This window comes from Bilifractor porci (assembly GCF_009696005.1).
In the GTDB taxonomy this organism is placed as follows: Bacteria; Bacillota; Clostridia; order Lachnospirales; family Lachnospiraceae; genus Bilifractor; species Bilifractor porci.
The window spans coordinates 103,861-126,216 of sequence record NZ_VUMV01000006.1 but is presented as its reverse complement, the minus strand read 5'-3'; the positions used below and the strand labels follow the sequence as shown (position 1 = coordinate 126,216).

The window sequence follows — 22,356 nt, the reverse complement described above, 5'->3', positions numbered from 1 at the left end:
GTCCTGCTATTTACCTGCCGTTTCCCGCACGACATCCGGTTACAGGTCCTCCCGCCCGGCGTGCTGGCGCCGGATTTCCGGGACATATTCCGGACAGTGGTTTTCGATATACTTTCTCTTTCCGGAAGCCAGCACCGGAATTTCCTGTACAAATTCCACCTGGATTTCGGCGTCCTCACCCAGATACGGGCGGATTCTTCCGAGAATGTCCGGTATATCCATCCGGTCTTTATCCCCGTTTAGTTTCAGTGTGTACTCTTTTATTCCGTCCTGGATAAACTGATACTGCCTGACCCCGTCTACATTCCAGAGATTATTGGTAATCACATACGGAGTAACCGCTTTTCCCTGCGTATCATATAGCATATCACTCCGGCGCCCGTACAGCTCGGTGAGTTCCAGGCGGAACCTTCCGTCTTTTTCTGTATATCTGGCGGCTGCCGTATCTCCGTTTGCGTAGCGTATGACAGGAAAGGCGTAGTTGTTCAAATCTGTGATGACGATCCTCCCCACCTCTCCGTTCTCCGCGGGTTCATCCGAATCCAGCTTCAGGATTTCATAGTAATAGCTCTCGGAGTTGATGTAATAGGCATCCGAATATTTTTCCTGAACTCCCATGATCCCATTTTCCTCATTGGAATACCAGGACTGAACCGGAAGGCCGAACTGCTCCTGCAGCTGTTTTCTTACCGGATCCGGCATGGTCTCGGAAATCGGGATGATGGAATGGAGAGAGAATTCTTCCGTGGAAATATGGTTCCTGCGGATATAATCGCTCAGTTCCCCTATCGCGGACGCATAGCCGATCAGGCATTTGACTTTTTCCCTCTTCAGGACATCCAGCATGGACTGCATGGAAACATCGGACAGGGATGAGCTGTCCATCATGATGCTGTTTTCCGCCATCTGCTGAAGTTTTCCCTTCTGCACGTTTCTGACCCATACCCGGAGCATTGCCATCTTCTCACCGATCCGATAACCGGCGAGCACCCCCATGGCCGCCCCGTCTGCCTGATCACAGACGGCCTTGCCGTGGTTCTGCACCATCGTCAGAGGCGTTCCCGTGGATCCGCTGGTAGACATCAGGCGGTTATCCTTCGCGTCCGTGTAATCGGAGGAAAGGAACTCCCGGTAGTGATTCCGGAAGGTATCTTTATCTACAACCGGAAGCTGTTCCAGCGGGGTCCGGGGATCGTAGTCTTTATAAAACCCGGTGGTGCGCACCGCATGATCAATCAGCGCGCCCAGTTTCTGTCTGGTTTCCTGCACAGATGTCCCGTGTCGGTACGCGTATAAATCCGCCTCCAGCTGACGCCTTGCCAGGCCGTGGTCCTTCAGCCTGTCACGCACAAAAAATCCCGTCCAGCGAAGCTTTTCTCCCGGTGTATCTTTTCTGTTCTTTTTCATTCCTTCCGGTCTCCCTGCTCTTCTGCCGCCTGAATCATCTCCGGCTCGATCCTCTCCACTGTTTTCGGCACGCCGACCTGCCCTTTCCGGTAATCTTCTTCGGAGAAATTAAGTCGTTCTTCCTCAAGCACCAGCGGGCGGTTCATCAGCCGCTTGTTAATGCTGATCACGTACTCTCCCATCAGCCCCAGAAAAATAAGAATGACAGCGCCCAGGAAAAACATGCCGATCATCGTGGGCGCCTGTCCGGCGAGGAAGCGGTCCCAGTAGATCAGCTTCAGCACCAGATAGATAATGCCAATCACGACACTGGCAAACGCGACAATAAATCCGAGAAAGGTAGCAATTCTGAGTCCGATTTTTGTATAGGATGTCATACTGAGCATGGCGCCGTCATAGAGCGACATGAAGTTATGATGCGATTTCCCGGTTCGCCTTTTTTTCTGGCTGTATTGAATCGTTTTCATTTTATAGCCATATTCCGCCACAATTCCCCGCAGAAACGGCGTCGGATCATTCAGGGAACGCATAAACGCAATAAAAGACTGGTCATAAAGACCAAATCCAGTGTACTGATTGATCATCTCCACATCAGACATTTTCCGAAGCAGCTTATAGTAAAAGGACCGAACGGAATACATCAGACGGCTTTCCTCGCTGGTGGTTTTCTGTGTTACCACCAGCTTGTAACCCTGCTCCCAGTAATGCACCATCTCCGGAATCAGTTCCGGCGGCTCCTGGAAATCCGCGGCTATTTTGACCGTGCAGTCCCCCGTTGTCTGCAGGAGGCCGTAATACGGGGAGTTAAACGGTCCGAAGTTCTTCGCGTTAAAAATCGCCTTGACGCAGGGATCCTCCCGGCAGAGTTTTTCTTCGATCTCTCTGGTGCCGTCTGTAGACGCGTTGTCGATCATGACAATCTCGTATCCGTATCCCGGAAGATGATCTTTGATCTGGCTGCGGCAGGCTTCTACCATCGCAGCGATATTATCTTTTTCATTATACGTAGGAATCAGAATACTGACAGTTTTCATAAATGTCTCTTGTCCCTCTCATTTTTCGCCGGTTATCCCACTGGAAAGTCTCGCGCCCCGCGGCGGCGCATTTTTCACCGGAGCGTAACGGCATTTGGGGCGCTTCCCCACCGGAATATCGTGCAGCCCCGTGCCGTCAGCTCATCCCTCAGCTGATACCCATCGTAGTTTTCCTGCTCATTGTCAATCACCGAGGACGGCGCGTCAAAAAACACAGCTTTCGGATTGACCTGGCTGTAAAAGTCCATGGTGAGTCCCCAATTTCCGTGATGTCCCAGCTGAATATAATCGGAGGGAAGCTCTTCCCGGTGCTCGGCAAGGATATCGCTCTCCATCTGGGATTGTACGTCCGCGCAGAAAAGCATGCTGTTCTGCTCCCCGGAAATCCGGAACATAAGGGAGCCGTTGTTCAGAAGATTGTTTTTCATGGCGTCGACCTTTTCATTCCAGGAATTAAATACCTTCATGCTTAACCCGATCAGATCCAGCGTGTCATTGTCTTTTAAGTATACCACATTGGAAAGTTTCTCCGTATGGCTGATAAAATTCTCATAGGCGGAAACCACATCGTAATCCTTTGCGGTTGCTTCGTATCGCTCCCGGTTTACCTCGACCGTGTAGATGGTATCAATATCAACCTTCTGATCCGTTCCGGTTTCATTATCGGCAAGAATAGCGTTCAGGGCTCCGACATGATCCGGGTGCGCGTGTGTGACAATCCACGCATCCACATGATTGCCGTAAGCCTGCAGCAGCTGACGGACAGCTGCCTCGTCCTGCTCCCAGCCTCCGTCTATGACTACCAGATGTCCCGCCGTATCAGTGATGGAATAAAACATGGACTGCAGGCCATCTCCAGAGCCTGCATACTGCGTTACCGTCCATTCTCTCCGGGCCGAATCCTTCTGTGCCCGCGCAGCTTTTCTGCGCAGATAAAAAACACCTCCTGCGGCGCAGCACAGAACCAGAAGCAGCACCAGTTCCAGCACCGCCAGTTTTTTCCAGCCGTTTCCGCCCGGCTGCCTGTTTCCTTTGTTGTCCATCTTTCTCCTTTACGCTTCCTTTTCTGGCTTACCCGCCTCGTTCCGATAGTTCTACTCTGTTCTGTATACAGACCGCCTCTGCGGCATCCGGGATGCGTTTTTTCATTTTGGCAGATGCTGTATCGATACATTATTTACCGGGCCAGGTATTTGTAGAAAAAGTTCTCATCCGCATTGGAAGAAAAGTTATGGCTCTGCATCACCTGGGACTCCTGTACAAAAATTTTTGTCAGAGGCTGATTCTGTTCATAGTACTGGGCATTTCCCTCCACCGTTCTTGCCATCTCATGAATGGGCGTAACCGCCCCGATGCAGAGAAGCAGAACCAACGGAATGAATACCTTCCATTCCTTTTTCCGCGAAGACTCTGCCAGCGCGTCCACAACCATCAGATACAATACGGTCAGCGCGGGGATGCTGGCGCGCATACTGAAATCCGGCCCGGTTCCCACACGGATAAAGGCGCAGAGGAATAAGATAACAATGGTCATCCAGTACAGCTTCTGGTTTTTCCGGTACCGGTACACAGCAATGGCGTACACGCCGAATTCCAGAATACAAAAAAAGACATAATTCATCAGGGAGATTTTTCCGGGAAGGAAAAGCAGCGAATTCTGTGAGGTTGAGGATGTCCGGATGTAACTGTAGCTGAGAAGTCCTACGATTCCCCCTCCCAGCACATTTTCCAGTGTAAACAGGCCGCGAATCCATGCTGCTGCCGTCTCTCCCCACAGCTTTTTCTCTGTCTTTTTTCCCGCTCTTCCTGCTTTCCCTGACACGGCACGCCGCTGATCCCGGAAATTCCGGAACATCAGCCAGATCAGATAGGGGATCATTCCCACAAAGGGAAGGGAGCAGGTAAACAAACCGAAGCTCCAGATCAGGACAATCCTGCGATTATCCTTCTGCCGCATCAGAAGAAGAAGGATCAGCCATGCATAAATGACCTGATTGAACACCCAGAACAGGTCTGTGGTAAATGCCGAGTATTCCCAGAAATCTGCACTCCACCACTCCAGGTGGTAGGTGCTGAAGATATCCGAGGCATCCCGCTTCCACAAAATATCACCGACAACGTCCAGACCGCTGAAAAAAATAAACACTGCCAGAGGCCACTTCTCAAACCGTCTGAGATGATCGCAGATACAAGTGTACACAAGACCAAGTCCGAGAACAGCCCAGAAAGCCTGAAAGAGAAAACCTGCGGAAAGGCCGAAGATCTTGCCGAAAGCCGCCGCCGGCATCCAGAAGCCGATGTAATAGTTAAGCGCCCTTATCACACCTTCTTCTGAAACCCTGACCGGCCAGGGCTTGTCCACTAGAATATGAAAGATCTCATTTCTGTAGTAATGATCCGGGTTCTGCCATGCAAGCCCGCCGATTCCCGCGAAATAAACCCAGAGCGCAAGGATAAGGACAATGAAAACTGCTCTGCGGACCATATCGCGGTTCCACTGCGGTGTCCAGAAAGCACTCTCTCCGCGAACCGCACGGCAGCAGCACCAGACCAAGGCCACGGCCAGCGGCACGGCCAGATAAAGCTTTATCCAGCCAAGTATCAGAATCAGAATGGGCAGTGACAGGTACAGATAAATGAAGGATGGCAGTATTTTCTCTTTTTTCACAGGTTTCTCCCCTCGTTACTTTCCTGTATATCGAACACCGTATTTGCTGTGCTTTTCCTGTCGTGCAGCTCCGTGTCCACCTTCGCGCACGTATCCTTTAAGATTATACCAGTTGAGTGCTTACACACAACCCGAAAAATAGAAAAGCCGGGAATTTTCGGGGATTTCGCAAGATTTTGAGGATTTGCCGAAAACTTCCTGTGAATTCGTCCCAAAGCCGTAGAAAAGCAGGCACTGGCCGAACAAAAAACATCCCGATTTTACCGGGATGTTTTTTGTTCTTAACTGATTTGCAGCGCTTGCCGTTTCAGGTGACATTTGAAGCTTGCCTTCATAGGTTTTTGACCTGTTTGCGGTGTTTGGCTGTTTGGGGGCATGTCTGGGCTTCTGTGCCGTCAATAGGTGCTGTTCTCCCCGCCGTAGGTGTCCTGCTCATCCTCCGAGAAGGAAGGGGTCTCTTCCTGCGGCGTGTCCCCGGTGGGTTCCTCATAGGAGGGATCGCTTTCATAAGAAGGATCCTCCTGCGTATCTATGCCGTCGGGCGCTCCTTCGTTTACCGTTGCGCTCTCATTCTGGGCGGCAAGCGCCTTCCGCTGCTTTTCCTGCTCCAGAGTGCTGACGTTCTCTCCGCTTTTCAGCGATGTGTATGTCAGATAACATACATCCTCCTGCTCATCGTAACAGAGCTGCCCCTCGCTGATGTCCCCGAACGGGAAGGAATGAAGCTCATAGGATTTTCCCGCATCGAAGGTAACCTTCAGCGTATAGTCCGGCTCTACCCTTTCCTCGTCCGAGTAGGCGGAATCGCTGTTCAGCTCTTCTGTCTTTTTGACGGATTCCGTGGCATCGAAATACAGATCTCTTTTCTCGTTCGGCTGAAAGACCTCTCCGTCCTTCAGCATATTAGCCGGATATTCACTCTCTGTCAGATCCTTGACGGTCACTTCTGTAATGATTTTCTGTGTATTATTGATTAGTGTGACCTTGTAGACATTATCTCCGGTTGTTTTCTCTCCGATGGCTTCTGCTGAGATTGCGGAAACAGCGGCCTCTGTCACCTTTTCCGATGATGAAGAAGATACTGCTTCTTCCGTGGGGGCAGGCGTCGTCTGTGTTTTTTTACTTCTCCCGATTCCCAGCGCTCCGACAGCCACAATAATTCCTGCCGCCAGAACAATCAGGATGATCATCCATTTTTTACTCATCTGAACCTCCCCGTGAAATTCTTTCGCGCCTTTCGGCTCCGCCCGGATGCTGAAAAATCCACTACTGTTCTTTTTTCACCGCTATTCTGTTATCCAGAAAGCGGATGCGCATTATCGGACAGCAAACCTCCAACATTCTTTTCCTGCCGGTATCCGGAAGCATGTGCCTTCATAAAGCCGCGGACAAATTATTTCGAACTGCCGTCCGGGAGACCAGCTGTCTTACCTCTGATAGAAAACCCTGGATGTACTGCCCGGAGCAGAGCTTCCTTTCCTTACCAGTACGATCTGGATGGCTTCCATCCGATAGGAATATCCGGCGCTTCCGCAGGACGCTCCATTCGAAGCCCAGTCTGTCCAGCCGATATTCTGCACATGAACTCTGTAGTAAATATCATATTGCGAAGCAGATGCTCCTGTCAACCGGATCTGAATAGCTTCCATCCGCAGGGATCTTCCCGTCGTACCGCTGACATTTCCTTCATTGGTCCATCCGTTCTGCCAGCCGATATTCTGGATATGCGTGCGATACTGGATGTCCGCCACAGGAGAGCTGATCTTAATGGCCTCCAGACGAAGGGAACGTCCCGTCGTTCCTGATGTATCTCCGTCTGTCACGTTGCCCTGCCAGCCTATATTCTGCACGTGGGTGCTGTAAGAAACATTGGTTGTCTTTTCGCGGAAGGCCTCTGAAACCGCAGCCCCCTCACTGGAAGGCGCTGCCGCGCCTTTATCTACAAGAACAACCTGCAGTGCTTCCATACGGTAACTGAAGCCCTGTGTCCCGGCTGCCTCTCCGTTCTTTGCCCATCCCATCCAGCCGATGTTCTGCACATGGACACGGTAGTAGATATCATATTTGGAAGCATCCGTACCGGTAAGGCTGATCTTGATTGCCTCCATCCGCAGGCTCTTTCCTGTTGTCCCCGCAGTTTCCCAGCTGCTGACCGGATTCTGCCAGCCGATGTTCTGCACATGAGTCTGGTACGTTACTCCGACATTACGGTTTCCCGTAATAGCGATGTGGATTGCCTCCAGACGAAGGGACTGCCCGACGGTTCCGGAGGTCTCCCCATTGGATCTGTTAAATGACTCCCAGCCGATATTCTGTACGTGCGTCTGATAGGTTACACCTGTCCCGTCCGATGTTCTGGGAAGATTTCCCGCAGACGGTGTCGGAAAATCCCCGTACCAGCGGTTTAAATCCACCGTGTTTCCTGATATTCCGCTTATCCTTCCATTATCGGCATACTGCCACATCTGGTACTTTGCCGAAGCAGTAACACTGCTGTTCCACTGTGCCACCCAGTGATAAAAGGTCGTGTCATAGGCGATCGGCGAGAGAACGCTGTTCCACCAGCTGGTACTTGAATAAATTCCCGCATTGTACCCTGCCGCCCGAATGGCCGAACAGAAAGTGGTGGCTATGGAGACTACGGTAGAACTTCCCTTCGCCCGCTGTCCGTTTTCTTCCATATCCAGATAGACCGGAAGCGTAAGAGTATGACCCTGAATCAGCCGAAGCACATGATTTGCCTCGCTTGCTGCGCCATCTGCATCCGTCGCATAGGAATATAGGTACACCCCGTACGGAATCCCGTACTTTTCACACTGCGCCACGTTATACTCCCATTTTTGATCATCCTGGGAAGAATCATTCTCTCCATATCCGCAGCGGAGGATGGCAAACTTCACGCCGGCATTTTTTACGGCAGCCCAGTCTATCGTTCCCTGCCACTGACTGACATCAATTCCCTCCCGTACATCTCCGGTTCCGAGGAGAATCGCCTGTGCATCCCTTGTGTCCTCTGTCCCGCTTTTCCGGAGGGACGCCCCCTCCGCTGTGCTGACGGAAATTGATCCGTCTTTCAGACCCTGCACAACCGAATCGGATTCGCCGTCTGCATAAGCTTCTATAGCGTCTCCTTCCTGAGAAACATCCTCCAGGGCCTCTGTGACCGGCTGTCCGTTCAGGTAACGGAAGCTGTTCTGATGTCCGTCATCCGGAACCAGTGAATGCTGATCCTGTTCCGGATTCTGATAAGCTTCCACCGCTGCGGCGGCGTTATCCAACGCCTCCCTGCTGCCGGACAGAATATCCTGTTCTTCTTCGGACAGAGAATCCATGGTACTCTGTACCGCCTCAATCTGCTGACTGATCTGCGCGGCCTGATCCGAAGAGAAATCTGCGATCTGTGCGGCGGCACTGACAAGATTTTCCACATCCGTGCTGGCCTGAACAGCTTCCGTCACCGTTCCGGCGTCTTCTGAATTGGTCTGCGGTTCGGAATTTTCTGTGCTCTCTTCCGATGAGTCTGATGTGGAAGAAACATTTTCTGCTCCGGATGGCAGCGCAATATCCTGGCTTCCGGCATCGGAAGTCCCTCCACCGTCTTCATTCTGCAGAGATTCTGACGACGAAGACTGCACCTGCTGAGCCTGTGTCCCGCCCGTGATGGTTTGATCTGCCTGATCACCGGCAAAAACGGCAGAAACATCAGCCAAGCACATAACGGCGCTGAGAGCTCCTGCCGTAATCATACGCAGTAATTTCTTTTTCATCTAATTCTTACTTCCCCTCTCCGGAACAGATATTCTTTATGCTGCTGTTCCATTTTTCCTTCAAAATATTTCTTTTATAAAGCATATCTTCTGTGGAATATTTCTGCTTCAAGGAATTTTTGATGCAAAAAATGTCTACTTCTCTGTATTTTACTATAAGACAGTCTGTTTGAAAAGTTTGTTTTACAAAATTATGAAGAATTATTTCTTCTTTATTACGCTTTGTTTTCTAAAATGCATCTGGTGTTTTCCCCGGAGTTTAAACCTTTCTTATGGCATCTCATATGTTCCGGCAGAACCGCAGAAAAGGGCTGCCGCTTTATCTGTGTCAAAAAGGACCTTCCGGAAGAATGTTTCTTTTCGACGTAAAGCGGCAGCCACTCTAAGACAGCCTGAGGATGCAGAGAGACCCCCCTCTCCGCCTTTCACTTAAAGTTTCCTTTTAATAAACAACAATGGTTGTACCGGCCGGAACATTGTCCCAGATCCATTTCGCATTGGAAAGCTCCATGCGGATGCATCCGTGGGAAATGCTCATTCCCAGCCTTCCGTCCATGATTCTGCTTGGAGAACCTGTCTGGAAGTACAGCACAGAATGAAGATAAATGCTTCCCGTCACCTGACTTGCGTACCAGCAGCGGCATGTTCCGGAATCAAAATAAAGAAGCTTGGTTCCCAGATTAAATACTCCGGATGGGGTAGAGGTTCCCGGCGCGCCGACATCAACCCTCCAGCTTCTGTCCTGGCTCCATCTGCCCTGTGAGCCCCTATACAAGGAAAGATAATGGGAACTCTTATCAATCAGAATCAGATATCCGCTTCTGCTGGAATATCCCTGTGCCTTGGCATCCATAGATGCCAGCGGGTTTTTCCGGCTCTGGAAGGCTGCGGTTCCGTTTCCTCCCGGAGTCTGTCCTTTGGCACAAAGAACAATCTGGATAGCCTCCATCCGGTAGGAATATCCCTCCGATCCGGCGGATTCCCCGTTCTTCGCCCAGCCCATCCAGCCGATGTTCTGAACATGCGCGCGGTAATAGACATTAAAGAATCTGGACATTTCGCCGGTCAGTTTGATCTGGATAGCCTCCAGGCGAAGAGACTGTCCGGTTGTCCCGCTTACCTCTCCGGTATTGTGCCAGCTGCTCTCCCAGCCGATGTTCTGGATATGGGTCCGGTACTGGAATCCCATCAGGGAAGGACTGTTGGTGTTGATACTGATAGCTTCCAGACGAAGGGATCTCCCTGTTGTTCCTGCCGTAGCCTTGCTGCCGACCGGATTCTGCCAGCCGATGTTCTGCACATGGGTCTGATAGCTGATATCATTCGCAGGGAAAAAGGCTGCCGATGTAGCCTGTCCGTCCGCGGACGGTGCGGCAGATCCTGCCTTCACAATGGCAATCTGAATAGCCTCCAGACGAAGGGAAGCGCCGCTTGTTCCGGCCGTAGCCGCGTTTCCGCCGGATGCCTTTGCCCATGCCATCCATCCGATGTTCTGCGCGTGCACACGGAAATAAAGATCATAATCGGACGCCGCCGATCCTGTCAGCTGCATCTGGACAGCCTCCAGGCGAAGGGAACGTCCGGTCGTTCCGGAAATCTCTCCGCTATTGTGCCAGCCGGATTCCCAGCCGATATTCTGAATATGGGTCCGGTACTGAATGCCCAGATCCGCCCCGTCATTGTTCAGATTTATTTTTATAGCTTCCAGACGAAGGGACTGTCCGGTCGTTCCTGCCGTAGCACCGTTAGACTGTGCGCCCTGCCAGCCGATATTCTGTACATGCGTCTCATAGGAGACGGTGGGATTATATTCTTTCGGAGCTTCTGTCACTGTCGGAGCCGGAGTTTCTGATGAAGTCGCTGCCGGACTGACCAGTGCGTTGGAAGAAGAATTCGTACTTGTCTGCTCTGTGCCCTGCTGTTCATCCTGACCTGCCTCTCCCTGAATACCTGAAGGCTCCTCGCCATTTGAAGTGTCGGTAACGGTTGCCTCCTGTACCTGGGATTCTGACGTAACCGGCGGCGTTTCATCCGCAAAAACCGGGAGCGCCGAAACCGCCATGGACACGGCAAGAATGCCTGTCACCAAAAACTGTTTCCACCTTTTCATATTTCCTTACCTCCACGGGTCAAAAATTCTTTACTATCATATCATACTTTTTTCACATTTGGGGAAGAAAATAAAAACATTTAGCATTTTCTTTGACCCTTCCGGCGGATGCAGAAAACCTCCGCGGCAAAAAGCAGCAGTCCCAGAAGAGAGAGTACTGCTCCCTGCTTCATCAGCGGTGTCTCATAATGAAAGGTAACGGTGCTTTTTCCTGCCGGTATGGCCACCGCCTGAAATCCGATGTCCGCGTTCTGTATTTCCGCTTTTTCCCCGTTTACCTCTGCGGACCAGCCGCTGTCATAAGGAATGGAAACAAAGAGCATTGCCTCCTTATCGGAATCTACCTCCGCGGTAAGACTTCCGTCTGATCCGTTTTTCCGAACTTCCACCGCGTGGTCTTTGTAATACGCTGCCGATTCGGAGCGGTAGGAAACTGAATCCTCCTTGCGGGCTTCTGTCCCCTGCCGCGGATTTTTCTCCTGAATCAGTACCGCGTTCTGATTTTCGTCATCCGCGCGATAGTCCTCGTACTTTTCCGTTCCTTTGTCCACAACCAGCGTGTCCTGCAGCACCTCTTTCCGCTGTTCGGAAGGAAGCTCCAGAAAGTGGTCTTCCTCCATCGTCTTTTCAAATACAATCCCGAACCCGTCCGCCTCCGGATTCTCAAACAGAGTTACCCCGGTGTTTTTATTCTCACCCTGATCCAGAAATGTTCCGCTATTCTTCAGGCTTTGATGTTCCCCGAGGGTATCTTCATAGACATACCGGAGATCCAGCAGGGATGCCATCTGAATATTATCCGCATCCTGCAGATACTGTACATATTCCGCCCCTACCGTAGAATGATCCCAGATCACCTCCGGCCACACCTGTTCGATAAATTCGCAGACATATTTATTATAAGTCGTGTTATAGTAGGAAATTCCGGAATAATTCTGCAGAACCGCGTCGTTCCATACAGAAAAATCCGAAAAGCGCTTCTCCACACGAAAAATATCCTGATCCGCCTCTGCCGCCTCAGTCATAACCATATCTTTTTCGGGAAGAAAGGCCCTGTTTGATAAAAAATCCTCCGGTTTCCATGTAAGACGGCTGTTATTGGTGATACTGCCGTCCCAGACAGCGGAAACCAGCATCAGGATTCCCAGGCAGACGGACAAAACGGACAAGCCGTGTTCCAAAAACATTCGGCTTTTTTCCGGTCTGCGGATTCTGAGGGACGGGATGGTTACCACCAGCATTCCAGCGGCAACCAGGCAGCAGAGAGCCGGAAGATATCCCTGCAGATGATCCGCGCTCAGATCGGTCCGGTTTAGGAAAAAAACGGCAAAGGAGCCGATTACGGCGATCCATGCCGCGGCAAGCGGGATTTTATGAAACTGTCCCAGCCGGCTCAGTACAGAAGCCAGCACATAGGCGGCAGCCGGAAGAAGCACAAATGTATAGCGTGTCGCCGTATTCACCATCATGTTAAACAGCAGCGCTCCGGCAGGAGAAAGAATAACAAAGGCCAGCATGACGGCTGTGATGATACAGACCGCTCTCCGGCGTTTGTTGTACCCGATTCCCTCTGCATAAAACAGGACAAGAAAGGGCAGAAAAAAGGCGGAGAAGCACAGCTGCGGAGCCTCATAATAGTTTAACGCGCCGGAATAATGATCGGCCACCCCCTGCAGATTATCCGAATAAAAACGGAACAAGATGGAAATATACTGCCTGACAGAAGCCGGACGGAACAATTCCTGCAGAAAGGACTTCTGCTCCCCCAGCCTGGCAGAAACTACCGACTGCTGATAGTACACAGGAAGAAATATGACCGCGGACAGGAAAAATCCGACCAGAGCCGCTCCCAGGAACTGTAAAAGTGTTCTTCCGACCTGCTCTCCCTCGTCCTTTTTCCGCATAGCCACGCGCACCAAAAGATAAACAACGGCCGCCACAGCCACCATATAGGCCATATACACGCTGAAAATAAGAACTCCCGCCACAGCCAGTGTAAACCAGGGCAGATTTTTGCGGCTTCGCAGAGACCGTTCCACCAGCCAGATGATCAGCAGGAGGAACACACAGGCAGTGCCCATCAGGTAATGCTGTCCCCAAAGCATCAAATAGCCGGAAAAGGCACAGGTGCAGGAAGCCAGAATTTTTGCCTGCCAGGAAAAGCGGAATTCATTCAGAAACAGCCATGTCAGCCACCCGCAGAGCATACATTTCAGAATCTGGACAATCCCGATGGCATACAGCACAGCTCTTGCTTTCAGAAAATATCCCAGGAGATAGTAAATCAGGTTAAACGGATCGCAGACCTGGGACTGGCTGTTCAGAACATCTATGCCTAAGCCGTAATTAAACTCCCAGAAGGATAAATCCCCTGTTTTCAGCTTATTGATCATCATAAAGATAACCGGCACATACTGGTTTGTGGTATCTACGCCGATATCCCGGAACACAAAGATACGGTACCCGTAGATATATTCATGGAAAATAAGAAACGCACAGGCAAGCATCAGAAATGTCAGAATCCTGACCGGGTGTTCCTGCGCCCACTGTTTGAGTCCTGTCCGACTCCACCTTCCCCCATGAAGGAAAAGGAGAAACAGCAGAATGAGCACCTGCATCAGCACCGCCATCCAGCTGAAGGCATTAAAATGCATCCCCTGGCTGCGGAAATGCACCAGAAGAAAATGCCCGAAGCACACGGCCCAGACCAGAACCAGAAAAATTCCAAAAAGCAGATGTTCCCGGAAATTCCCTGCTTCTCTATTGATCTTTTTCGCATCGGATTGGTTCATCCCTTTTTTCTCCTTTGTCCGAGAGATCTGTTTTTTTCCTGTCCGCCAGTTTTTCTCTTGCCGCGCGTATCAGGCATCCGATGCCCATTATCTCCAGCAGCGCAATCAGCGTATACGCCACATTGCCATAAAACGAGAAGATTCCCGAAAAGCCGCCAACCAGCCAGCGCGAGAACAGGCAGACCATATAGATGTCCAGCCAGGCTGAGAGCAGCACGCCGGTCATGACAAGCCAGAGGGAGAACCATTGTTTCTCCGGATCTCTCTTTCTGTCTCTGATCATCCCGGCTATGGTACACAGATAGCCGAGCACCGCCAGAATCATCAACGGCACGCTCAGGACTTTCCAGGCCTCCGAAATCCCATTGGCCAAGGACGCTACCCTTTTCTGCCTCTGCGCAATCTGACTATTCAGCGCTTCTCTCAACTGACCATATTCTGTCTGATTAGGATCCGCTTTTAGATTCTGTAACGCAGTATCTGACCAGACCGTGTTTGTTCGCAGAACACGCTCCCATAGAAGAAGCTGCTCCGGAGAACCCTGAGAGACATTTTCCTCCTCTGTGCACCAGGTCCATACAGCATCTTCCCAGAATGTCTGAAACGTCAGAGGAATACTCTCCGTGAAATCCTTTGTCCGGAACCCTTTTGCCTGCGAAGAAAGATACACGGCCTTTCGTTCCTTCAGCTTTCCGTTCTGAAAAGCCTCCTCCAGTTCCTCTGCGACGGTTCCATAATAGGCATCTGCCGCCGCTCCATCCGTATAATATCCGCCTGATCGAACCGCATCCCGCAGCATCCAGGAGGCAATATCCCCTTCAATTCTACCGTTGTCTCCGGCCCAGGCGTCCCAGTAGTCCTGAATTTCCTCCCGGATCTCCTGCAGGGCCGGACTGACGGAAACGGCCTGCTGCATGGCCTCTCTGGATACCCATTCCTGATCCTGTTCCCGTACCCGGTCCATACGCCCTGTTCCGTCATCAATGTGATGCAGAAGATTCATGACCACCGCAAAATTCGTTTCGGAGCGGTCATTGACCGCTGCGATCTGATAGCACTTCAAATTTTCCGCTTCCTGCACTTTTCTTACTCCGTACAGACTTCCAAACGGAAGAAGCAGACTGAGTATGCTGAGCAGAAGTGGAACTCCTCTTCTTTTTATACAGAAAATCCAGATTAGCGCGGTGATCAGGGATGCCAGAAGGACATAGGGCGCAAGCCAAACGGAATCCTCCCGCAGATACCAGAAGAAAGGAAGCGAGACGACTCCCAGAAGAGACCAGAAAATCAGATATCGCAATGGCTCCCGCCTGCGCAGGAAGATACCTGTGAAGGCTGCAAGAACAAGAAGACACGCCCAGGGTGTCAGAGAGGAGCGATAGATACGCAGAGCCAGATGAGAGGAAAACCCCAGCGGATTGTAGAGCAGCGCCACATAGCCGCCAAGCCTGAGCCAGAGATTTCCGAAGACCGGGCGCAGAGACGTCATGACACACGCGGAAGTCAGCACCATAAAGAATCCCAGTCCCATTCCGTAAGGAATATGCAGACGGTTCAAAACAGTAAGAAAGACGGGAAACGAAATCCCCTTAGAAAGCGTCAGCTGACCATATGTCCCCAGCCATCTGCTCTGAATCAGAGATTCCGCCTGTGTTACCTGCAGCGCATCGTCATGATCCGCCATAGTCTGAAATACATAAGGCGCCCGCCACGCCAGGTAAACCCGGAATGCAGTCGCAGCCAGCACGAGCAGCAGTACTGCCCCAAGCAGCACTCTTTTTTTTCTGTCACCGGAATTCCACACTTTCCAAACGGTTGTATTTTCTTTCATTTTCCCCACTTCATTTCAAGAACAAAATAACATTCGGCAAAAGAAAAACTCTCTCAGCTTTCTTTCAGGCCGAATTTCGACAGGTCATATTTCGGATGTTCCCATTTTATATCTGCTTTTTTCAGGCTGAAATCCGCAGCCAGCAGATTCAGATTGGGATTGTACCACGGGTCTCCTTTTTCCAGAAGATCCCGGTATCTCTCCACAAACGCGTCGATCTCCTTCTGGAAGCGCAGGATGTGCTCCGGGGTCTCGTCCGCGCCGCGGGACTTTGACTCGCAGTGATAAAACTCCGCAAAGGGCGTAAATACCACCAGCTTTCCGGTTTTCCGCAGACGCAGGCAGAAATCAATATCGTTGAATGCCACCCGGAATTCCGGATTCAGTCCACCGGCCTCTTCAAAATCCCTTCTCTTTACCATCATGCAGGCAGCCGTAACCGCGTTGTAATCCTGTGTGGTAATGGCGCGGAGTCCGTATCCGGCCACCTTGGAAGGCAGATACTTAAAGGCATGATCAGCAATTCCCTTTACCCCGATCACTACCCCCGCGTGCTGGATGGTGTCGTCCGGATAATACAGTTTTGCCCCGACCGCCGCCACATCGTCCCGCATGCAGATTCCCAGCATCTCCTGAATGGATTCCGGGCGTATCTGGATGATGTCATTATTCAGCAGCAGAAGATATTCCCCTCCGGCCTCCCGTGCCGCCAGGTTATTGATTCCTGAGTAATTGAACGGCCCGTCCCAGGTAAGCACCTGTACATTATTTTTCTTCTCCAGTTCCCGGTACAGGGCAAAGGTCTCCGGCTCTGTGCTGTTATTTTCTACTATAATCCATTCCAGATTCTGGTATACAGATTGGGATTCCACGGACTCCAGACATTTTTTCAGATCTTCGGCATGATCCTTGTTCGGAACCAGTATCGAAACCAGCGGCTTTTGCCCGCTCAGCTCCGGCCACTGATAGATGGTGTGGTAGGTACCGTAGACCTCTCCCATCTCCACCCTGGCGGGGATCCCCGTCCGGTCCCAGTGCTCCTGCAGCGCCTGCGCCCCGTGTTCATAGGCATACAGTTTTTTCTCCGGATCCGCGGCTGTGGATCCTTCATTCTTCCTCCAGTGGTACAAAACCTTCGGAATATGCCGGATATTCCCCGTCTTCTCTGTATACCGCAGAATCAGGTCATAATCCTGTGCGCCGTCAAACTGCGGGCGGAAGCCTCCGAATCTCTCATAAAAATCTTTCCGGAATACAAAAAGATGGCAGATATAGTTGGTTCCGTACAGATAATCCGGATTAAAATCCGGCTTGAAATTCGGCTCAAAATACTTTTTCCCGCTGAAACTGATTTTATCCTCATCGGAATACAGCAGCTCTGTTTCCGGATAGTTCTCCAGCACGGACGCGCACTCATACAGGGCGTCCGGTGAGAGCGTATCGTCGTGATCTGCCAGAACAATATAATCTCCCTGCGCCATGTCAAGCGCGGCGTTGGAGTTTCCGGCGATTCCCAGATTTTCCGGAAGGGTGCGGAACCGGATTCTGCTGTCTCTCGCGGAGTATTCCTTCAGAATGTCTGTCAGCTGCGTTTTTCCCCCGCCGCCGTCCTGCGTCTGAATCCCGCTTCCATCCGCTAGGCAGAGCTCCCAATTTCCATAGGTCTGCTCCTGAACGGAGCGGATCATCTCCCTCAGATATTTTTCCGGCGTCCGGTAAAGAGGGACGACGATGCTGAACTTCAGGTTTCTGCGAAAAACCGCCTTTTTCTGGTCTCTGAGCTCTGCCTGGGAGATCCGGTTTCTGCGCAGGAATGCCTGATAGTCATTCACCTCGGTAAAATGCACACGATACCAGTTCTGTGCCTTGCGCACAGTATCCCTGGCTCCATTTTCGCGAAAATATTTCAGTGTTTTTCCTGCCAGATTCATTTGTTTTCACCCATTCTGTTTCTATGAATGTTTACAGATGCTTCAGGGAAAAATCCTGTTCGATCAGGCTCAGGTTCGGGTTGTAATACGGATCTCCCCGATCCAGAAGCTCCTTCCAGCGGCTCCGGAAGCGGCTTACTTCGCCCTGCAGCCTCTTCTCTCTGGCAGCATTCCCCTCATCCAGTCCTCTGGATCTGGATTCATAGTGTATAAATTCCGCCGCCGGATCATAAACCACGCGGCGTCCGGTCTCCCGCACGCGCAGGCAGTAGTCCACATCGTTCAGAGCCACCACGAACTGTTCATCCATGCCCCCGGTCTCCCGATAGACAGCGGCCGGAGTCATCAGGCAGGCTCCCGTCACGGAGGAATAATCCACAGCGGAAATCACCCGGTTTCCGTAACCGGCGATGCTGCCGGGTTCCCCGATAAAACAGTGTCCCGCAAACCCGCCGTATCCGACAATCACCCCGCAGTGCTGGATAGTGCCGTCCTCGTAATATAATTTTCCCCCGACAGCGCCGACGCCGGGAACCCGGCAGTATCCCAGCATGTCCTCCAGCGCGTGCGGAGAAATCATCTCTGTATCATTATTCAGAAGAAGAAGATATTCCCCTGACGCGTGCTCCGCGCCGAAATTGTTGATTTTGGAGAAATTAAAGACATCCTTATAGGTCAGAACGTGAAGGTTTTTATACTGTTCTTCCAGCTTGTCATAGGTACTGAATGTTCTATCCTCCACGCTGTTATTCTCCAGGACGAGGATTTCAAAGTGACGGTACAGTGACTTCTCTTCGATGGAGCGGACACACTTGACCAGATCCTCCGCGTGATCTTTGTTCGGAACCAGGATCGAAATGACCGGTTTTCCTGCCCAATGCCAGACGGTATGAAAAACACCCGGCTTCTCTGTCTTTTTTACTTCGCCGGGCAGCCTGACCGCCCGGTAATGAGCCTGTACCGCCTGCATCTCTCTCCGGTCCAGTTCGCTGCGCCGAAGTTCTTCCCTGCCCGCCTGTGCCTGCTCCTTTTTTTTCTTAGGCTCCTCCTTTTCCAAATGGTACAGGATAAATGGCAGATGTCCGATCTTTCCTGCTTTTTCCGTGTAGCAGAAAATCTGCCCGTAAAGTGTTCCTTCATCCGCGGGAGCAGAAGCAAAGCTCTGATCCAGAGGCGTCTGCCGGGGAGGATCCGTCTGTTTCCGGAAGGAATCATAAATGTCCTTCCGGACAGCAAGCATCTGTCCGATATAATTCGTGCTGCAGAGATATTCCGGGCTGAAATCCGGCTTGAATACCGGATCGCTTCTCTGGTCTGTCCGGAAATCTATGGAATCATGGTCGGAATAAAGGGCGCCAAGCTCCGGATCCCTCCGGAAAGCGCCGGAAACTGCTGCGACGGCATCCTGCGAAAGCAGCATTTTCTGCTGCAGCAGAAGAACGATCTCCCCTGTACAGGCACCGATCTGGAGCTGATAGCGGTTGCTCAGGTGATCCTGGAACCAGTCCTCCGCCGCATAAACGTGATTGGGTTCCCCGGAGCATTTCAGTTCCCAGTTTCTGCCTGTCTGTGCCTCCAGAGATTTCACTAATTTTTTCCAGTACACCGGATCCGGCTGATCCACATGCAGAATGACTGAGCAGCGGTACCGGTGGTCCGCCTCCCCGGTGATATCGATAATCGCCCTTGTATCCTCCGGATCCGGTTCCGGCCTTTTCTCACACGTATCGATCCATGTCTGGTAAGGCGTTATGGATTTTTTTCCTGTCAGCTGGTCCTTGGCCCTGTGCAGAAATGCCGATACTCCCTGGCTGCGGATCATTTCCACCCCTCTGTGGAGAAGATCCTCTGCTGTCCCCAGAACGCCTCCGTTCATGCCTGACAGATAATGTTCCGCCTGCTTTTTGCCGATCTTGTACACAAGGCTGTCCTGCCTGCCCTGCACTTCTATTCTCAGGGGGTAAATGATGTTTTTCTGACTGAGCTGAAGGATAAAGCCGCAGCTTTCTCCTTCCGGGAGTTCCGGAAAAGAGAGCAGGACATCCGGCCGGTACACCCGCTCCGAAAGACAGGACAGGGTAATTCCCTTTCCGTCCTTCAGATGAATCTCCACAGGCTCCCTGCAGGCAGTCCACCCCTGCAGCCGGTAACCCGTCTCCGTCTCTTTCATGCTGTCTAGCACACACTGCAGGGGACGGAACGGCATTTTCCCCCAGTCTTCCGCCGAGACGGACTTCAGAAGAATCTCATCCGGCTGGTCGCCGACCGGAATCCGGAGTACCAGATTGACCATGGCAAATTTTTCCGGGAGTTCCGCCTGCACAAGCACTCTTTTTTCTGCCGGAATCCCCTTTCCCGCATAGTAACGCTGCACGGCAAGGCTGTCCAGAACCGAGATGTCCGCACCGGTCAGGTGTCCGTCCGCCAGCACCTCCAGGCACCCGCAGAGCTGCTCCACCGGAGCCTCTGTCCCGGAAAAAAAGCCCCAACACAGCAGAACATTTTCCTTCTGTATGCTTCTTCTTATTGTCTCTATTTCAAATTTGACATTTGCCAACTTTTATTCCTCAACTTCCCGCGGATCTCAGACATTTTTGGCTGCACTGAAGTTCCTCAGGATGACAGCGTAAAATCCGGCCTGTGAAGAGACAGGTTCGGATTATAGAAAGGATCTCCGTTTTCCAAAATGTCCTTCCAGTTTTTCTCAAAATACTCCACCTCCCCACGGAACCGTTTTAATTTTTCCGGTGAATCCTCCGCGCCTCTGGATTTGGATTCGTAATGATAAAAAACCACATATGGATCGTAGATAATATGTTTTTTCTTTTCTCTAAGTTTCAGACAGAAATCTATATCATTAAAGGCCACTTCTAATTGTTCTGTAAAGCCTCCCACGGACAGAAACTCCTCTCTGGATGTCATCATGCAGGCAGCCGTTACGGCGCTGTAGTCCTGAACCGAGGCGATTCTCCCGCAGTATCCCGGAAATTCTCCCGGCTGTCCGGCAAAAGCGTGGCCCGCGATTCCCCCGAACCCGACGATCACCCCCGCGTGCTGAATAGAAGAATCCGGATAGAGCAGCTTTGCCCCGACCGCGCCAACCTCCGGACGCATACAAACACTCACCATCTCTGACAGAGAATCCGGACTGATCAGCTCCGTGTCATTGTTCAGAAACAGCAGATACCCCCCGTCGGCGTAGGATACGCCGAAGTTATTAATTCTGGAATAATTAAAGCCGCCCTGATAGGTAACGATCCGGACATTCTCTCTTTTTTCCAGCTCTTTGTAAAGGGAAAATGTTTCCGGCTCCGTGCTGTTATTTTCTATAACGATCCACTCAAAATTCCGATATGTCGATTTCTGCTCCACGGAATCGATGCACCGCTTCAGATCCTCCGCATGATCCTTATTGGGAACAAGGATGGAAACTCGGGGCTGTCTGTCCCAATGATAGGCCGTGCGGTAGATCCCGTAAAATTCCGTTCTTGTAACCGTCGCCGGGATTCCGGCGCGTTTCCAGTGCGCTTCCACCGCTTTTGCCCCGTTATCAAACGCATAAAGCTTACTCTCCGGGTTTTCCGCCGTGGACTTCAGGTGGCTGCGCCAGTGATACAGGATTTTCGGAATGTGCCTGATGCGTTCCGCCTGCTCGGTATACCGGAGGATCAGGTCGTGATCCTGCGCACCGTCGTACTCTGTCCGGAAGCCTCCAAACCTGTCAAAGAAATCCCTCCGGAACACAAAAAGATGACAGATATAATTCACGCTGCAGAGATAGTCCATACTGAAGTCCGGTTTGAAATTCGGCTCAAAGTATATTTTTGAGTCCATACTGACCTTATCTTCGTCGGAGTACAGAATCTCCGGCGCGTCTGTCTGCAGTGCTGCCGCAATCTCGTAAAGGGCATCCGGGGAAAGCAGGTCGTCATGGTCTGCCAGCGCCACATAATCACCGTCCGCCATTGCCATCGCCTCATTGGTATTCCCGGCAATTCCCAGATTCTCCGGGAGAATTTTCACCCGGATGCGCGCATCCTTTTTCTCCCATTTTTTCAGGAGAGCCGCGGTCTTTCCGCCGTCCTCCGGACCACTGCCGTCCGCCAGGCACAACTGCCACTCGGCGTAGGTCTGTCTGCGCACCGATGCGATCAGCTCATTCAGATACTTTTTGGGTGTCCGGTAAACCGGAACCACAATGCTGATCTTCGGGCGAAACAGAAAGTCATTGTTCCGCTGCCTCTCCAACTCCACAGCAGAAGGGCTGTGCCGTTTTCGCCATTTCTTGTATTCCGGCGCAGTTTTTCTGGCGCAGCGCTTCTTAAGCAGGCGATAATACTCCCGCGGACCTCTGCGCAGCAAAAAATGAAAGTCATCCCCCAGCATGGTTCTGTTCATGTGGCGGAGCATTTCAGAAATCCCCTCAAAATGAAGGGTTTCCTCCCGCTGGATCAGCTCCAGATCCCGGATGTTCAGGATGTATTTCTGCTTCTCTGCCCGGTTCTGATCCGAAAAGCAGATCTCATAGCGAAGACTGTCCGTGCTTTTCCAGATAATCTGAAACCCCACCTCTGTATCACAAGGCTGATCCGTAATCGTGCGGAGGGCATCTGCCCGGTATTTTCTGGATGCGGTCACCTCTATTGTCCGGCCTTTTCCGTCCGAAACCGTCCAGTAAAGAGGCCGGATATCCGGCTGACCGTTTTCCGTGCCGGAATACAGCGCGTATCCCCAGCCGTTCACCTCTATCATATGATCTTCACAGCGGATCACATCGATAATATATTTTATTTTTTCAGGCTTTTGCTCTGCCATG

Annotated in this window: 13 protein-coding genes; all 13 read right to left on the bottom strand. The window is 51.5% G+C overall.

Features of this window, described 5'->3' with window-relative positions:
• Positions 1 to 39: 39 nt before the first annotated feature.
• Positions 40 to 1,407, bottom strand: coding sequence for a phenylacetate--CoA ligase family protein (locus FYJ60_RS09230; RefSeq protein WP_154458394.1), 1,368 nt, complete (start codon positions 1,405 to 1,407; stop codon positions 40 to 42).
• The gene (locus FYJ60_RS09225) at positions 1,404 to 2,441 is read right to left on the bottom strand and encodes a glycosyltransferase family 2 protein (protein WP_154458393.1); all 1,038 of its coding nucleotides are present in this window, start codon (positions 2,439 to 2,441) and stop codon (positions 1,404 to 1,406) included. Before FYJ60_RS09225 ends, FYJ60_RS09230 begins: the two co-directional genes overlap by 4 nt.
• 74 nt (positions 2,442 to 2,515) lie before the next feature.
• Positions 2,516 to 3,484, bottom strand: coding sequence for a ComEC/Rec2 family competence protein (locus FYJ60_RS09220; RefSeq protein ID WP_154458392.1), 969 nt, complete (start codon positions 3,482 to 3,484; stop codon positions 2,516 to 2,518).
• A 134-nt stretch (positions 3,485 to 3,618) separates the two neighbouring features.
• A complete protein-coding gene (locus tag FYJ60_RS09215) occupies positions 3,619 to 5,109 on the bottom strand; it encodes a hypothetical protein (RefSeq protein WP_154458391.1) in 1,491 nt (496 codons plus the stop codon).
• Between the two features lie 120 nt (positions 5,110 to 5,229).
• Complete coding sequence (locus tag FYJ60_RS09210) at positions 5,230 to 5,508, bottom strand: hypothetical protein (RefSeq protein ID WP_154458390.1); 279 nt, start codon at positions 5,506 to 5,508, stop codon at positions 5,230 to 5,232.
• A complete protein-coding gene (locus FYJ60_RS09205) occupies positions 5,505 to 6,314 on the bottom strand; it encodes a hypothetical protein (RefSeq protein ID WP_154458389.1) in 810 nt (269 codons plus the stop codon). The genes FYJ60_RS09210 and FYJ60_RS09205 overlap by 4 nt, the downstream gene beginning before the upstream one ends.
• A 222-nt stretch (positions 6,315 to 6,536) precedes the next feature.
• Positions 6,537 to 8,876: a GH25 family lysozyme gene (locus tag FYJ60_RS09200; RefSeq protein ID WP_154458388.1), complete on the bottom strand. Its 2,340-nt coding sequence runs from the start codon at positions 8,874 to 8,876 to the stop codon at positions 6,537 to 6,539.
• Between the two features lie 442 nt (positions 8,877 to 9,318).
• Positions 9,319 to 10,986 (bottom strand): L,D-transpeptidase family protein, encoded by a 1,668-nt coding sequence (locus FYJ60_RS09195; RefSeq protein ID WP_154458387.1) that lies wholly within the window; start codon positions 10,984 to 10,986, stop codon positions 9,319 to 9,321.
• An 80-nt stretch (positions 10,987 to 11,066) separates the two neighbouring features.
• A complete protein-coding gene (locus FYJ60_RS09190; RefSeq protein ID WP_154458386.1) occupies positions 11,067 to 13,778 on the bottom strand; it encodes a YfhO family protein in 2,712 nt (903 codons plus the stop codon).
• Positions 13,747 to 15,609, bottom strand: a complete 1,863-nt coding sequence (locus tag FYJ60_RS09185) for a hypothetical protein (protein WP_154458385.1) — start codon at positions 15,607 to 15,609, stop codon at positions 13,747 to 13,749. Before FYJ60_RS09185 ends, FYJ60_RS09190 begins: the two co-directional genes overlap by 32 nt.
• A gap of 53 nt (positions 15,610 to 15,662) precedes the next feature.
• On the bottom strand, positions 15,663 to 17,540 hold the full coding sequence (locus FYJ60_RS09180; protein WP_154458384.1) for a glycosyltransferase family 2 protein: 1,878 nt from the start codon (positions 17,538 to 17,540) through the stop codon (positions 15,663 to 15,665).
• A gap of 31 nt (positions 17,541 to 17,571) precedes the next feature.
• Complete coding sequence (locus FYJ60_RS09175) at positions 17,572 to 20,097, bottom strand: glycosyltransferase family 2 protein (RefSeq protein WP_154458383.1); 2,526 nt, start codon at positions 20,095 to 20,097, stop codon at positions 17,572 to 17,574.
• Positions 20,098 to 20,153: 56 nt separating this feature from the next.
• Positions 20,154 to 22,355, bottom strand: coding sequence for a glycosyltransferase family 2 protein (locus FYJ60_RS09170; RefSeq protein WP_154458382.1), 2,202 nt, complete (start codon positions 22,353 to 22,355; stop codon positions 20,154 to 20,156).
• Between the last annotated feature and the right edge of the window lies 1 nt (position 22,356).

Coding starts and splice junctions, on each gene's coding strand:
- FYJ60_RS09230 (WP_154458394.1), bottom strand. CDS start 1,407: ATGAAAAAGAACAGAAAAGATACACCGGGAGAAAAGCTTCGCTGGACG.
- FYJ60_RS09225 (WP_154458393.1), bottom strand. CDS start 2,441: ATGAAAACTGTCAGTATTCTGATTCCTACGTATAATGAAAAAGATAAT.
- FYJ60_RS09220 (WP_154458392.1), bottom strand. CDS start 3,484: ATGGACAACAAAGGAAACAGGCAGCCGGGCGGAAACGGCTGGAAAAAA.
- FYJ60_RS09205 (WP_154458389.1), bottom strand. CDS start 6,314: ATGAGTAAAAAATGGATGATCATCCTGATTGTTCTGGCGGCAGGAATT.
- FYJ60_RS09200 (WP_154458388.1), bottom strand. CDS start 8,876: ATGAAAAAGAAATTACTGCGTATGATTACGGCAGGAGCTCTCAGCGCC.
- FYJ60_RS09195 (WP_154458387.1), bottom strand. CDS start 10,986: ATGAAAAGGTGGAAACAGTTTTTGGTGACAGGCATTCTTGCCGTGTCC.
- FYJ60_RS09190 (WP_154458386.1), bottom strand. CDS start 13,778: ATGAACCAATCCGATGCGAAAAAGATCAATAGAGAAGCAGGGAATTTC.
- FYJ60_RS09185 (WP_154458385.1), bottom strand. CDS start 15,609: ATGAAAGAAAATACAACCGTTTGGAAAGTGTGGAATTCCGGTGACAGA.
- FYJ60_RS09180 (WP_154458384.1), bottom strand. CDS start 17,540: ATGAATCTGGCAGGAAAAACACTGAAATATTTTCGCGAAAATGGAGCC.
- FYJ60_RS09170 (WP_154458382.1), bottom strand. CDS start 22,355: ATGGCAGAGCAAAAGCCTGAAAAAATAAAATATATTATCGATGTGATC.